This is a genomic window from Arthrobacter sp. MAHUQ-56 (genome assembly GCF_019710585.1).
In the GTDB taxonomy this organism is placed as follows: Bacteria; Actinomycetota; Actinomycetes; order Actinomycetales; family Micrococcaceae; genus Arthrobacter.
On sequence record NZ_JAIFZQ010000017.1, the window covers coordinates 115,668 to 129,214 of the forward strand.

Genomic DNA, 13,547 nt, shown 5'->3' on the forward strand with positions numbered 1-13,547 from the left:
GAACAACGATGATCCGCAGGCTTTCCTTCGTGGCCCTGGCCGCAGCCCTGTCCCTTTCCGTCGCTTCCTGCAGCAGTTCCACGACAGCTGGCTCTAACGCACCGAACGCCGGGGTGTCTGACAAGGCGCAGCAGGCCCTCGACAAAATCAAAGGCCAGGTTTTGAGTAAGGGTCCCAACGGCGAGACGCCCTCGCCTGCGTCCGCGGCTGATCTGACTCCCGAGGACATCACCAAGGTCAAGGGCCTTAACGCAACCGCAGCGATCGTGATGCACTACGGCGGCAACGACTGGGCAACGGCCCAGACCAACGGACTCAAGAGTGAATTTGAAAAGCTCGGCATCAAGGTCATCGCCACGACCGACGCTAATTTCAAGCCTGACAAGCAGGTATCGGACATCGAGACCGTCATGACGCAGAAGCCGAACATCATCGTCTCCATTCCCACCGACCCCATAGCCACGGCCGGAGCTTACAAAAAGGCAGCGGAGGCAGGAACCAAGCTCGTCTTCATGGACAACATCCCGCAAGGACTGACCGCCGGAAAGGATTACGTGTCGGTCGTTTCCGCTGACAACTACGGCAACGGGGTTGTGTCGGCCCACCAGATGGCGAAGGCCCTTGGCGGTAAGGGCAAGATCGGCGTGATCTTCCACCAGGCCGACTTCTTTGTCACCAAGCAGCGCTACGAGGGCTTCAAGGAGACGATCACCAAGGAATACCCCGACATCCAGATCGTCGAGGAAAAGGGCATCGCCGGTCCTGACTTCGCCGGTGACGCGCAGGCCGCCGCGAACGCGATGCTGAGTAAGTATGCCGACTTGTCAGGCATCTGGGCAGTCTGGGATGTGCCCGCCGAAGGTGTCATGGCCGCTGCCCGTGCCGCCGGCCGGCCGGACCTGAAGATCGCCACTGAGGACCTCGGCAAGAACGTCGCCATCGCCTTGGCCAAAGACCAGCTCGTCATCGGACTCGGAGCCCAGGTCCCGTTCGACCAGGGCGTGACCGAGGCGCGGCTGGCCGCAGGAGCCCTGATTGGCAAGCAGGCTCCGGCGTATGTAGCGCTCAGCGCACTGCCGGTTGATCACTCCAACGTCTTGGAGGCCTGGAAGCAGGTCTACCACGAGGACGCCCCGAAGGACATCCAGGACTCCTACAAGAAGTAGCCAGACCCGATGGTGCGGGGCTCCCGGCCTCGCACCATGCCGAAAGGGCAACCATGAACACCGCAGACAATGTCGTCGAGATGCGCTCGATCTCCAAGGGCTTCAACGGCGTTTCCGTTCTGAAGGACGTCAGCTTTGATGTCCGGAAGGGTGAAGTCCACGCCCTCGCAGGAGGCAACGGCGCAGGCAAGTCAACGCTGATGAAGATCCTCCAGGGTGTCTACCAAGCAGATGAAGGCGAAATCCTCATTGGCGGTCAACCCACTGCCATCAACTCGATCCACGATGCGAAGGCAGCGGGCATCGGGATGGTTTTCCAGGAATTCAGCCTCGTCCCCAGCTTGACGGTCGCTCAAAATATCTTCCTCGCCGCTGAACCACTCGGCGTCGGAAAGCTCATTGATGATCGTGCGGCCGCGCGCCGGGCCCAGGAAATCTTTGCTGAGATGGAGGTCCGCGTCGACCCGCACGCCGAAGTCTCCCGCCTTGGAACGGCCTACTGGCAGCTGACGGAGATCGCGAAGGCACTGTCGCAAAACGCCCAGGTGCTGATCATGGACGAACCCACCGCCAGTCTGGCGCGGCATGAGTCCGAAGCCCTCTTTGAACTCATCGATCGCCTCAAACAGCGCGGCATCTCCATCATCTATATCTCACACCGGATGGACGAGGTCTACCGGCTTGCCGACCGGATCACCATCCTTCGCGACGGCCGCCGGCTCCTCACGGAACCCCTGACGAACGTAACCCCCGAACAAATCGTGGAAGGGATCGTCGGCAAAAAGATCGAGGGGGAACTGGCCTACCGCGAACGGGGCCGGGTGGACCACGAAGGTGCGCCCCTCCTCGAAGTCCGGAGCCTGAACGCGGGCAAGCGGGTGAAGGATGTGTCCTTCTCACTCCGTCCCGGAGAGATCCTGGGCCTGGCCGGCCTCATGGGCAGCGGCCGGACCGAACTCGCACGTACGCTTTTTGGCATCGACCGCAGGGACAGCGGGGACATCCTCATCAGGGGCGAGAAAGTCAATCTAAACTCGCCCCAGCAGGCCATCAACGCAGGCATTGCGCTCATCCCCGAAGACCGGCGTGCCCAGGGCCTCGTCCTGGACCACTCCGTCCGTGACAACCTGCTGCTGCCGCTGCTCGGCCAAATCACGCGGGGCCCTCTTCTCGACAACGCCAAAGGCAAGGAACTGTCCTCGTCCCTCATCAAGAAGTTCGCGGTCAAGGTTGCCCACCCCCACCGGCCCGTGCGCCTGCTGTCGGGCGGTAACCAGCAAAAAGTGGTCATCGCCAAATGGCTCGGCACCGACCCCGAAATCCTGATCCTCGACGAGCCGACAGCCGGCGTCGACATCGGCACCAAAAGCGAAATCCTCGACATGATCCGGGAACTCGCCAGCGCCGGCAAAGCCGTCATCGTCATCTCCTCGGAATACCCCGAACTCCTCGCGGTCAGCGACCGCGTCCTCGTCCTCAAGGACGGCTCCGTCATCCGTGACATCCCCCGCAGCGACATCGCTGACGAGGAACATCTTCAACTTGCAGTCCAGGGAGTCTGAACAGTGAGCAAGGCAAACACCATAACCCCCAGCGGCACCGCACCCCGAAACTTCGGCACCATGCTGAAGGACCTCGACTGGCGACGCTATGTCATCTACATCGGCTTCGTCGTCGTCTTCCTCTTCTTCGCAGTTCTGCTGCGCGACCAGGGCTTCCTGTCCCCGCAAAACCTGCTGAACATCTTCCGCCAGACGGCCACCATCACCGTCATCGCCGTGGGCATGACCTACGTCATCTCCTGCGCCGAAATCGACCTCAGCGTCGGATCGGTTGCAGGCCTGTCCAGCGTCTGCACGGCCATGGCCCTGTCACAGTGGGGCCTGATCCCAGGCATCCTCGCCGGCCTTGCCGTCGGGCTCGTGGTGGGATCCATCAACGGTGCACTGGTCAGCCTGCTGGGCATCCCCTCATTCCTGGTTACCCTGGGCATGCTCGGCATCGCCGCTGGTGTTGCGCAGTGGATTACGGCATCCGCCCCGCAACCGATCCTTAACGACACCTTCAATATGCTCTTCGGATCCGGCGACTTCGGTCCCATCCCCGGTCTGGTCGTCTGGAGTGCCGTCTTCGTCGCCATCGGCGCCGTCGTCCTGAACCGCACCCGGTTCGGCCGGCAGGTTCTGGCGACCGGCGGCAACCGCAACGCAGCAGAGTTCACCGGCATTAACACCAAACGCATCAAGTTCCAGGTTCTGCTCATCTCTGGTGCGGTCGCGAGCGTCGCCGGCATGCTCTACGCCGGGCGTCTGCAGTCCGGCCGGTTCCAGTGGGGGGCCGGCGATGAGCTCTCCGCCATTGCCGCTGTCATCCTCGGCGGCACCAGCCTCTTCGGCGGATTCGGATCCATCATCGGAACCCTTTTCGGCGCCCTGCTGATCGGCTTGATCAACAACGGACTGATCCTTGCCGGACTCGACAGCAGCCAGCAGCAGGTGGTTCGTGGTGCCATCATCATCCTGGCAGTCGCCCTCGCCCGGAAGAAGTAACGGGTCCATGACTGCCACACTACGGGCCGGGATCATCGGCACAGGATTCATGGGCGCCGTCCACTCCCACGCAGTGCGCGCAGCCGGCAGCACCGTCAGCGCCGTCGCTGGAAGCAGCCAGGCATCGGCCGAGGCGGCCAGGGCAGGATTGGGTGCCCAGGCCGCCGCAGCCACACCCGAGGCGCTGATCGCACGAGACGATGTGGACGTTGTCCACATCTGCACCCCGAATGCAACGCACGCCGACCTGGCACGCAAGGCCATCGCAGCAGGCAAAGCCGTCATCTGCGAAAAACCCCTGGCCACCAGCGTGGATGACGCCGCCGAACTGACTGATCTCGCCCGGCAGGCAGGCGTCACCGCCGCCGTGCCCTTCGTCTACCGGTTCTATCCAGCGGTCCGAGAGGCACGCGACCGTATCCGGGCCGGAGAGGCAGGGCGACTCTGGCTGCTGCACGGCTCCTACCTCCAGGACTGGCTGGCAGGTGCAGAAGCGTCCAACTGGCGGGTTGATTCGAAACTCGGAGGGGCTTCCAGGGCTTTCGGTGACATTGGAGTGCACTGGTGTGACCTGATGGAGTTCACCACGGGCCACAAAATCACCAGGATCATGGCCAGCACAAGCCGGGCCTACGGGCAGCGCGAAACCGGCGGCACTTTGTCCTCTGTGGCCACCGAGGATGGCGCGACGATCCTGTTCGAAACCGACAACGGCGCCGCAGGTTCACTGGTTGTCAGCCAGGTCAGCCCCGGCAGGAAGAACCGCCTGTGGTTTTCGTTCGACGGAACTGAGGCGTCCTTCAGCTTCAACCAGGAGCGGCCTGGGACCCTGCACATCGGACGCACCGATGCCAGCACCGACGTTCCCGTGGGCCCGCAAACCCTCTCCACCCCCGGTGGCAGGCGATACGCCATGCTCCCGCCAGGTCATCCGCAGGGCTACCAGGACAGCTTCAACGCATTCGTCGCAGACACTTACGCGGCTGTCCGGGGCCAGGAACCCGAAGGTCTGCCCACCTTCCGCGACGGGCTCCGGGCGGCACTTCTGACCGATGCAGTCGTCGCCTCCGCAGCGCAACAGTCATGGGTCACCGTCCCCACAACCGGCAACCGATCCCTCACATCTTCCCCTGCAGTTGAAAGGCAAAAGCAATGAAACTCGGATACTGTTCCATCACCTGGGGCGGCGTCGTCGGCCACCCCCAAGGCGTGACAAGCGTCAAGGACCTCTTCTACATGACCCACGGGTCGATGCGTGACGCCGTTCAGGACATCGCCTCGGTCGGCTACCAGGGCGTGGAGATGTTCGACGGAAACCTCGCCGAATACGCCGACAAGCCCGAAGAACTCAAAGAGATCCTCAGCGGCAACGGCATCGAGCTGACCAGCGTCTACACCGGGGCGAACTTCATCTACGCCGACATCCTCCCGGACGAAATGCACCGGATCCACCGGGCCGCGGAGCTGGCTGCGGGCTTCGGCGCCGAACGGCTCGTCGTGGGCGGCGGAGCACGCCGTGCGGCCGGAACCACCGAGGACGACTACCACCGCCTGGGCCAGGCGCTGGACCAGGTCACGGAGATCGCAGAGGGCTTCGGCCTGTCCGCGAGCTACCACCCACACCTGAGCACCATCGTCGAAAGCCCGGACGAGCTGGACAAGCTCATGCCACTGACCCGGATCGGCTTCTGCCCGGACACCGCGCACCTTGCAGCCGGGGGTGCAGATCCGGCCGCTGTCATCCGGAAGTACCCCGACAGGATCCGGCACGTCCACCTCAAGGACTTCCAGCACGACCCGTTCAATTTCCTCCCCCTCGGCGAAGGCGAACTCGATTTCCCGGACATTATCGCCGCGATCCGCGAAAGCGGATATGACAGCTGGCTCATGGTCGAGCTCGACGGCTACGACGGCGACCCGAAAGCCGCTGCCGAAATCAGCAAGAAGTACCTCGAAAAACTCCTCTGACCTCACTTTTTGACCCATGGGAAGCCACTCGGCGCCCGTAAATTCCGGAAGGAACAGGATTCACATGCAAAACCTCAACGTCGGCCTCATCGGAGGCGGATTCATGGGCAAGGCCCACTCCCTGGCGTACGCCGCCATGCCTATGTTCTTCTGGCCGGCACCGGCGCTGCCGGTCCGCAAAGTCATCGCAGAAGCCAACGCGGATCTCGCTGCCGAGGCGGCACGCCGCTTCGGCTTCGAAAATTCCACCTCGGACTGGCGCAGCATCATCGACGACCCGGACATCCACGTCGTAGACATCGCCACTCCCAACCACCTCCACGCCGAAATTGCCATCGCAGCCGCAGAAGCAGGCAAGCACATCATCTGCGAAAAGCCCCTGGCCCGCACCGGCGAGGAATCCAAGGCCATGTACGACGCAGTCAAAGACAAGAACATCGTCCATATGGTTGCATTCAACTACCGCCGGACGCCCGCGGTCGCGCTGGCAAAGAAGTACATCGAAGAAGGTGCCATCGGCCGCGTCCTGAGCTTCCGCGGAACCTATCTGCAGGACTGGAGCGCCGACCCCAACTCCCCACTGTCCTGGCGCTTCCAAAAGTCCATCGCAGGTTCCGGCGCCCTCGGCGACATCGCAACGCACGTCGTCGATATGGCCCGCTACCTCGTCGGCGAATTCAGCGCCGTAAACGCTCTTCTCTCCACCTGGATCCCGGAGCGCCCGCTGCAGACAGGGGGAGCCGACGCCCTGGGTAACGTGCGAGGCGGAGAAGGTCCCAAGGGGCACGTCGACGTCGATGACGAAGTCATGACCATGATCCGCTTCGCCAACGGAGCCGTGGGTTCCATAGAAGCGACACGAAACGCGCACGGCAGGAACAACTACATCACCTTCGAAATCCACGGAACCGAAGGCAGCATCGTCTTCAACTACGAACGACGCGACGAACTGCAGGTCTGTTTCGCTTCCGACCAAGCCGACCGGCGCGGGTTCCGCACTGTCTACACCGGGCCGGCCCACCCGTATGGAGAAGGACTCTGGCCCATCCCGGCACTGGGGATCGGGTACGGCGAAACGAAGATCATCGAAGCCCATGACTTCTTCAAGGCCATCGCGGAAGGCGGCAGCGTAAGCCCCAGCTTCGCGGACGGCTACCAGGTCGCCCTGATCGACGACGCGATCGTTGAATCCGCTGCCAAGGAATCCTGGGTCGAGGTCCCACAAGTCGGCGCCTGACCCATCAGCCCCGGGAGGGGCGGTACGGACCGCCCCTCCCCCAGCACCCCCAAGGACCGTCGATGACCGAACCACTTCCCACCCGCCCCAGCACCGATGAAGTCTGGCTCATGCCGGTTTTTGTCGCCAAAGCCGGACATGAAGCCGACCTCCAGGAAGCGCTCGGGACGCTGCAGACGATAAGCCGGAAAGATCCGGGATGTTTGGAGTACAGCGTTTTCTCCGATGACCAAAGGCCCGGCACCTTCGTCCTCATCGAAGGATGGGCCCGCCGCGAGGACCTCACGGCACACAACGGGGAAACGCACGTCAAGGAATTCGTCATTGGGGTGGAGCGTCTGCTGTCGGTCCCCTTCTCCGTGACTCCCCTCACTCCACTGACCTGACCCCTCCGCGGCCGGGAAGATGGTGGCAGCGGGATGCAGAACATCACTGAACTCAGTCAGCCGATGCGGGGCGGAGGCAAAGTATTCCGGCTTACGCTGCCGCAGGGAACACTCCGGCCCCTGCCAGTCCCGAACGCGGATTCGTACCGACCAGGCCGCAGATCCAGCGGCCCAATTCCGTTGCTTTCTGCACGTCGATGCCTGTCTGGAAGCCGGCACGCCCGAGCATCCACGCGAGATCCTCCGTGGAGATATTTCCGGCTGCGCCGGGAGCGAAGGGGCATCCTCCGAGACCACCGACGCTGCTGTCGAACACATCCACACCCGATGCCATCGCCGCATAAGTGTTAGCCAGCGCAGTATGGCGGGTCTCGTGAAGGTGGGCCCGCAACTGCAGGTCGGTCTCCTCGCGCAGCCTGGCGAAAGCCTCGCCCACCTGCCACGGCACGGCGCAGCCAATCGTATCGGCCAAGGCCACTTCCGCCAGGTTCGCGCGGCCAATTGCACTGCGGACAACTTCGAGGGTCTGCCCGATCGGGACATCACCCTGGTAGGGGCAGCCAAAAGCGACAGCCGCCGTGACGCTGAGGGGAATGGATGCAGACTCAGCGATCCGCGACACTTCCTCCAGCGCCGTGAGCGCTGCAGCGACCGTGGTGTTCTGGTTGGCCCTGGCGAATGCGTCGGTCACAGGGAGCACATAGTTCATTTCGTCCACCCCGGCATCGACAGCCCGGAGGGCACCCCTGGTGTTGAGCACCAGACCGATGTAGCTCACGGCATCGGTGCGCGGGACCGCCGCCATCACGGCGTCGGCATCGGCCATCTGGGGAACGGCTTTGGGGTTCACAAAGCTGACAGCTTCGATCCGCTGTGCACCCATCCGGATCAGCTCGTTGATGAGCCGGACCTTGTCTTCCGTACTTACGGGGGTCTTCTCGTTCTGCAAGCCGTCGCGCGGGCTGACGTCCACGATCGAGACCGGCCTGGTTCCATACGCAAACGCCATCAGATTGCTCCTTCGCTACGCGCCTTCTGCAGCTCTTCGTCGGTGAGGTTCAGGAGGCCCTGGTACACGTCGGCATTGTGGGATCCATGCACCAGAGGTCCGTTCCAGCCAATCCGGCCGGCCGAGCGCGTGAGCTTGGGGACGATTCCCGGCTGGACCACGGCGCCCAGCTCGTCGTCAGCCACTTCCACGAGCATGTCCCGGGCTTTGAGCTGCGGGTCCTCGAAGATATCTTCAACGGTGCTCACCGTGCTGTTCGGAACACCGTGTTGGTCAAGCAGGCTGACCAGCTCGCCGGCGGTGTAGTGCACCGCCCAGTCGGCGATGAGACCTTCCAGTTCCTCCTGGTTGTGGCCCCGCTGCGCATGGTCGCGGTATTTCGGATCCGCCGCCAGGCCGGGCATTCCCATCGCGTTGGCCAGGCGCACGAAGACCGAGTCCTGGTTGGCCGCGATGACAACCCACTTGCCGTCGCTGGACCGGAAGATGTTCGACGGCGCGATTCCCTTCAGTCCCGAACCGCTGGGCCCCGGGACAATGCCGGTAGCGGCATAGTCGGGCACGGCGCTCTCCAGGAGCGAAAAGCACGCCTCGACGAGCGAGACGTCGACCACTTGGCCGGTGCCCCCGCGCGCATCCCGCCAGTACAGCGCCAGCAGGATCCCCTGCAGGGCATACAGCGAGCCGAGGCTGTCCCCCAGGGAGATGCCGGTGCGGGGCGGGGGCTGGTCGGGGTAGCCGTTGAGGTGCCGCAGCCCGCTCCGGGCCTCGGCCACGGAGGCATAGCCTGGCTTTGACGCTTCCGGGCCGGTCTGTCCGTAGCCGGAGACCCGGGCGATGATGAGTCCGGGGTTGACCTTCCACAGCTCTTCCGGGCTGAGGCCAAGCTTTTCCATGGTGCCCGGGCGGAAGTTTTCCAGGATGACGTCGGTTTCCTTGCAGAGCTCAAGAAAGAGCTCCCGCCCGCGCGGGGCTTTCAGGTCCAGGGTGACGCACTTCTTGCCGCGGGACTGCACCGACCACCACAGGGTGTGGTCGTTGACCTGTGCCCGGCCCCACTCGCGCATGGGGTCTGGCCGGTTCGGGGATTCGATCTTGATGACTTCGGCTCCGAAGTCCGCCATCTGCCGTCCTGCGAAGGGCCCGGCGATCAGGGATCCCAGTTCGAGGACCCGCAACCCGGACAGGGGTCCGGCAGCGTCGCCGGCGGGCTGGGTCGCGCGTGCAGGGGCCCACGATGTGTCGGCAACGGTTCCGGGGCGGTCCCCGTCGGCGGCGCCCTTGCCCTGTTCAGCTGTGCCGGTTTCGAAAACCTTCATCAAATCTCAACTCCTGGTTCCTGATGCGGACCCGTGGGCGCCGAACACGCCCGGAGGGTCGGTCGAGCACCGTCCTACACGAACCAGTATGCACGCCCCTCGTCATATTGTGAACAGAAAATCACGATATGGGCATTTCTTCGGAGGGAAGACTTCCCCCGATCAGCCGGGTGCCCTCAGCAGCTGCGGCGATGACAGGCTCGATCCAGGAAGCGCACACGTCATAGGGCATCCGCATGGTGGGCCCCATGACAGTCAGTGCACCGTAGAGCTCAGCCTGGGGTCCGAAGATCGGAGCGGACAAGCCGCTGGCCCCGGATACCCGCTCCCCGGTAGTGATGGCAAAACCGTCCGCGCGGGTCTTGGCCACCGCGGCATCAAGGTTTGCCGCGTCGGTGATGGTGCGGTCCGTCATGGACTGCAGGCCCGAGCCGTAGACCTTCTCCGCCAGGTCGGTATTCCAGGCGAGCAGCACCCGGCCCGCGGAGCCGGCGTGGAGCGGCATGATGTCGCCCACCTCCACCGCCCGGCGAAGGACCCGCCGGGTCTCGGCCACCGCGATGCAGACCCTGCTGCCCCGGGATTCCCGGAAGATGCAGACCGTTTCGCCCAGTTCATCGCGCAGCCGCCGGATGACGGGCGTGAGCAGTTCGAGGAAGTCTAGGCCCTGCCGGGCCGGGGCCGCCCAGTGGGTCATCCGCAACCCGATCCGGAAGTGGTCGCCGCGCCGGTCCAGCATTCCCTCGTGCACCAGGTTGGTGACAAGCCGCTGCACCGTGGAGTGCGGCAACCCCGTCTCGGCCCGGATTTCGGCGAGGCTCATCTCAGGCCGCGCCAGCGAGAAGGCGTCCAGGATGGCCGTGATCTTCTTTAGTACCAGCAGCGGGGCAGCATTTTCGGTTGCGCTCATGGATGGATTCCGGATTCCTTCTTCTCGCAATACGGGAGGGGCCCCTATTGGCCCCCCTTGTAGTGTGACAGACGTTACTGTTAGCCTTGTGCCCACTATATGACCAACGACTCACAATGTGGTTAGCGGGAGAACAGCAATGACGCACCCCTTTCAGCCTAAGTCTTCGAATTACGCGGTCGAGCTCAACGGATGCACCAAGGAGTTTGCAACGCCGGGCGGCGGCTCGTACTTCGCTGTGCGGGACATCGACCTCAAAGTGGAGCCAGGGCGCTTTGTCTCCATCGTCGGGCCGACGGGATCGGGCAAGTCCACCATCCTCAACATGGCAGCCGGACTCCTGAATCCATCCGAAGGAACCGTCCACAGCTTCGGCGAACCCGTCCACGGGGTGAACCGCCGCGCCTCCTACATGTTCCAGCAGGACGCCCTGCTGCCCTGGAAGTCGGTGATCGACAACGTCAGCCTCGGGCTCACCATGGCCGGGGTTTCCAAAGCCGAGGCCTACGACGAGTCGCGCCGCTGGCTGGAGAAGGTGGGTTTGAAGAACTTCGCTGACCGCTACCCGCACCAGCTCTCCGGCGGCATGCGCAAGCGCACCGCCGTCGCCCAGGCCTGGATCGTGAATCCGGACATCCTGCTGATGGACGAGCCGTTCTCCGCGCTGGACGTCCAAACCCGGCAGATTATGGAGAACGAACTCCTCCAGCTCTGGCAGGAATCTGACAAGGCCGTCGTCTTCATTACCCACGACCTGGACGAGGCCATTGCCCTGTCCGACGAGGTGGTCATCCTCGGCGCCGGCCTGGGCAGCACCGTCGTCGGCAGCTACGAGATCGACATCCCCCGCCCCCGCGACCTCCTGGACATCCGGGACGATCCCAAATTCGTCGAACTCCACAGGGAAATCTGGGGACGCCTCAAGGTCGAGGTATCCAAAACCTATGAATCAGCTCGGGAAGAGGAAGAGAGCGACGCAGCATGACAGTGGCACCAGCTTCCAAGAACACACAACGCTCTCCCCTCCGGAAGGACCGGGATCCGGCGGTGGCCCAGCGGCCCAAGCGCAAGCGGTCCGAAGCCTCGAACTTCTCCATCCGGATGGGGCAGCTGGCCCTCGCCGCCGTCGTCCTGGGCGCGTGGGAGCTGCTGGGACGCGTCGGCGTCATCGACCCGTTCTTCTTCCCGCTCCCCTCCGACATCCTGCTGACCGTCTGGGTCTGGATCTCCAGCGGCTTTGTCTTCCCGCACCTGTGGATCACCCTGCAGGAATCGGTCCTCGCCTTCCTCACGGGCGCCGCGGCCGGCCTGGTGCTGGGCTTCCTGCTGGCCAGGGTCCGTTTCCTGGAGCGGCTCCTGGACCCGTTCCTGCAGATGTTCAACGCCCTTCCCCGCGTGGTGCTGGCGCCGATCTTCCTGCTGTGGTTCGGCCTGGGCATCTGGTCCAAGGTGGCCTTCGGCTTCACCCTGGTGTTCTTCATCGTCTTCTTCAACACCCTTGAGGGCGTCAAGAGCGTGGACCGGGTCCTGGTGGACAACGCCAAAATGCTCGGAGCCAGCGAGAAGCAGCTGCTCCGCCACGTGTTCATCCCCAGCGCCCTGACCTGGATCTTCTCCAGCCTGCACATCAGCGTAGGTTTCGCCATCACCGGCGCAGTGGTGGGTGAATACCTCGGGGCCTCCGCCGGCGTGGGCTATGCCATCGCCCAGGCCCAGGGTGTCTTCGATACCAAGGGGGTCTTCGCCGGCATGTTCATCCTGATGTTCGTGGTCCTCATCATCGACCTCCTGGTCAACCGCCTCGAACGGCACCTCCTCAGGTGGCGCCCGGTCCGCTCCTCGTAACCCAACACATCACCGCCTGAAAGGGAATCCCCATGACTTCGAACGAAACCCGGCACCGGCGCCGGGGCCTCTTCCGCCCGCTGACCGTTCTCGCCTCCGTTGCCCTCGCACTCTCCGCCTGCGGCGCCCCCGCGGCTGCACCACCCGGCCAGGGCGGCACGGGTGCCGCCGGCGGCGGGGACGGCGCAAAGGTGATTATCGGCGTCGGAGGCCAGACACTCCTGACCTACCTTCCCACCACGCTGGCCCAGGAACTGGGCTACTACAAGGATGAGGGCCTGAACGTCGAACTCCAGGACCTGCAGGGCGGCTCCAAGGCGCTCACTGCGATGGTCGGGGGCAGCACCCAAGTGACCAGCGGCTACTACGAGCACACCATCCAGATGCAGGCAAAGAACCAGCCCATCAAGGCGTTCGTTGACATGGGCCGGTCGTCGGGGCTCGCCCTCCTGGTGGCGCCCAAGAATGAGGGGCAGATCAAGTCCATCGCGGATCTCAAGGGCAAGAACGTGGGCGTGACCTCACCGGGGTCGTCCACGGACATGTTCGTGAAGTATTTGTTGGCCAAGAACGGCATGCAGCAGACGGATGCCGCCGTATCGGCCATCGGCGCCGGATCTTCTGCCGTGGCTGCCATGGAGCAGAACCAGGTGGACGCCGCGGTGATGCTGGAGCCGGACATCTCCGTGCTCACCAAGCGGATCGGCCACGACCCGGTCATCCTGGAGGACGTCCGGACCGAGGAAGGGCTGAAGGAAGTCTTTGACACCGACGCGTGGCCGTCCGCCTCGCTCTACGCCAAGACCGAATGGCTGGACCAGAACAAGGAAACCGCGGGCAAGCTCGCCAAGGCGATCAAGCGCACGCTGGAGTTCATCAACAGCCATTCCGGCAAGGAGATCGCGGCGGAAATGCCTGAGAAGTTCGCCGGCGGCGACATGGACCTTTACGCAAAGGTGATCGAGGATCTGAAGAAGACCCTCAGTAAGGACGGCACCTTCACGGAGGACGGCGTCAAGGCAGTCCTGAAGACACAGCAGGTCGCCAACCCCGAAGTCGGCAATAAGGACATCAAGCTGGCGGACACCTACACGAACGAATTCGTGAAGTAGCCCCGAAACAGACAGGCACGCCATCCACCGCGGATGGCGTGCCTGT

At 63.7% G+C, this 13,547-nt stretch carries 13 protein-coding genes; 10 read left to right on the forward strand and 3 right to left on the reverse strand.

What is annotated here, in order from left to right:
• Positions 1 to 8: 8 nt before the first annotated feature.
• The 7 genes from K4G53_RS10815 to K4G53_RS10845 all read left to right on the forward strand — a co-directional run bounded on the left by K4G53_RS10815 (position 9) and on the right by K4G53_RS10845 (position 7,306).
• Positions 9 to 1,166, forward strand: a complete 1,158-nt coding sequence (locus K4G53_RS10815; RefSeq protein ID WP_221385715.1) for a substrate-binding domain-containing protein — start codon at positions 9 to 11, stop codon at positions 1,164 to 1,166.
• Positions 1,167 to 1,219: 53 nt separating this feature from the next.
• Positions 1,220 to 2,728, forward strand: a complete 1,509-nt coding sequence (locus tag K4G53_RS10820) for a sugar ABC transporter ATP-binding protein (RefSeq protein WP_221385716.1) — start codon at positions 1,220 to 1,222, stop codon at positions 2,726 to 2,728.
• 3 nt (positions 2,729 to 2,731) lie between these two features.
• On the forward strand, positions 2,732 to 3,715 hold the full coding sequence (locus tag K4G53_RS10825; RefSeq protein WP_221385717.1) for an ABC transporter permease: 984 nt from the start codon (positions 2,732 to 2,734) through the stop codon (positions 3,713 to 3,715).
• A gap of 7 nt (positions 3,716 to 3,722) precedes the next feature.
• Entirely contained in the window at positions 3,723 to 4,871 is a 1,149-nt protein-coding gene (locus K4G53_RS10830) for a Gfo/Idh/MocA family protein (protein ID WP_221385718.1), read from the forward strand.
• Positions 4,868 to 5,683, forward strand: a complete 816-nt coding sequence (locus tag K4G53_RS10835) for a sugar phosphate isomerase/epimerase (protein WP_221385719.1) — start codon at positions 4,868 to 4,870, stop codon at positions 5,681 to 5,683. The genes K4G53_RS10830 and K4G53_RS10835 overlap by 4 nt, the downstream gene beginning before the upstream one ends.
• Positions 5,684 to 5,747: 64 nt before the next feature.
• Positions 5,748 to 6,920 carry a Gfo/Idh/MocA family protein gene (locus tag K4G53_RS10840; protein WP_221385720.1) on the forward strand — a complete coding sequence of 391 codons (1,173 nt, stop codon included), beginning with the start codon at positions 5,748 to 5,750 and terminating at the stop codon, positions 6,918 to 6,920.
• Positions 6,921 to 6,982: 62 nt separating this feature from the next.
• A complete protein-coding gene (locus K4G53_RS10845) occupies positions 6,983 to 7,306 on the forward strand; it encodes a putative quinol monooxygenase (RefSeq protein ID WP_260323513.1) in 324 nt (107 codons plus the stop codon).
• A gap of 91 nt (positions 7,307 to 7,397) precedes the next feature.
• On the opposite strand, the gene K4G53_RS10850 is transcribed toward K4G53_RS10845, so the two are convergent.
• From K4G53_RS10850 to K4G53_RS10860, 3 genes are all read right to left on the reverse strand, one after another.
• Complete coding sequence (locus K4G53_RS10850) at positions 7,398 to 8,315, reverse strand: hydroxymethylglutaryl-CoA lyase (RefSeq protein WP_221385721.1); 918 nt, start codon at positions 8,313 to 8,315, stop codon at positions 7,398 to 7,400.
• Positions 8,315 to 9,634, reverse strand: a complete 1,320-nt coding sequence (locus K4G53_RS10855) for a CaiB/BaiF CoA-transferase family protein (protein ID WP_221385722.1) — start codon at positions 9,632 to 9,634, stop codon at positions 8,315 to 8,317. Before K4G53_RS10855 ends, K4G53_RS10850 begins: the two co-directional genes overlap by 1 nt.
• A 121-nt stretch (positions 9,635 to 9,755) precedes the next feature.
• Positions 9,756 to 10,544, reverse strand: coding sequence for an IclR family transcriptional regulator (locus K4G53_RS10860; RefSeq protein ID WP_221385723.1), 789 nt, complete (start codon positions 10,542 to 10,544; stop codon positions 9,756 to 9,758).
• A gap of 139 nt (positions 10,545 to 10,683) precedes the next feature.
• On the opposite strand from K4G53_RS10860, the gene K4G53_RS10865 reads away from it, so the two are divergent.
• The 3 genes from K4G53_RS10865 to K4G53_RS10875 are packed head-to-tail and all read left to right on the forward strand — an operon-like array spanning position 10,684 to position 13,501.
• On the forward strand, positions 10,684 to 11,529 hold the full coding sequence (locus K4G53_RS10865; protein WP_221385724.1) for an ABC transporter ATP-binding protein: 846 nt from the start codon (positions 10,684 to 10,686) through the stop codon (positions 11,527 to 11,529).
• The gene (locus K4G53_RS10870) at positions 11,526 to 12,389 is read left to right on the forward strand and encodes an ABC transporter permease (protein WP_221385725.1); all 864 of its coding nucleotides are present in this window, start codon (positions 11,526 to 11,528) and stop codon (positions 12,387 to 12,389) included. The genes K4G53_RS10865 and K4G53_RS10870 overlap by 4 nt, the downstream gene beginning before the upstream one ends.
• 32 nt (positions 12,390 to 12,421) lie before the next feature.
• A complete protein-coding gene (locus K4G53_RS10875) occupies positions 12,422 to 13,501 on the forward strand; it encodes an ABC transporter substrate-binding protein (protein WP_221385726.1) in 1,080 nt (359 codons plus the stop codon).
• Positions 13,502 to 13,547 lie beyond the last annotated feature (46 nt).

What these genes read in the sequence shown, in the direction of transcription:
- K4G53_RS10815 (WP_221385715.1), top strand. Translation starts at nt 9, where the DNA reads ATGATCCGCAGGCTTTCCTTCGTGGCCCTGGCCGCAGCCCTGTCCCTT.
- K4G53_RS10820 (WP_221385716.1), top strand. Translation starts at nt 1,220, where the DNA reads ATGAACACCGCAGACAATGTCGTCGAGATGCGCTCGATCTCCAAGGGC.
- K4G53_RS10830 (WP_221385718.1), top strand. Translation starts at nt 3,723, where the DNA reads ATGACTGCCACACTACGGGCCGGGATCATCGGCACAGGATTCATGGGC.
- K4G53_RS10835 (WP_221385719.1), top strand. Translation starts at nt 4,868, where the DNA reads ATGAAACTCGGATACTGTTCCATCACCTGGGGCGGCGTCGTCGGCCAC.
- K4G53_RS10840 (WP_221385720.1), top strand. Translation starts at nt 5,748, where the DNA reads ATGCAAAACCTCAACGTCGGCCTCATCGGAGGCGGATTCATGGGCAAG.
- K4G53_RS10845 (WP_260323513.1), top strand. Translation starts at nt 6,983, where the DNA reads ATGACCGAACCACTTCCCACCCGCCCCAGCACCGATGAAGTCTGGCTC.
- K4G53_RS10850 (WP_221385721.1), bottom strand. Translation starts at nt 8,315, where the DNA reads ATGGCGTTTGCGTATGGAACCAGGCCGGTCTCGATCGTGGACGTCAGC.
- K4G53_RS10855 (WP_221385722.1), bottom strand. Translation starts at nt 9,634, where the DNA reads ATGAAGGTTTTCGAAACCGGCACAGCTGAACAGGGCAAGGGCGCCGCC.
- K4G53_RS10860 (WP_221385723.1), bottom strand. Translation starts at nt 10,544, where the DNA reads ATGAGCGCAACCGAAAATGCTGCCCCGCTGCTGGTACTAAAGAAGATC.
- K4G53_RS10865 (WP_221385724.1), top strand. Translation starts at nt 10,684, where the DNA reads ATGACGCACCCCTTTCAGCCTAAGTCTTCGAATTACGCGGTCGAGCTC.
- K4G53_RS10870 (WP_221385725.1), top strand. Translation starts at nt 11,526, where the DNA reads ATGACAGTGGCACCAGCTTCCAAGAACACACAACGCTCTCCCCTCCGG.
- K4G53_RS10875 (WP_221385726.1), top strand. Translation starts at nt 12,422, where the DNA reads ATGACTTCGAACGAAACCCGGCACCGGCGCCGGGGCCTCTTCCGCCCG.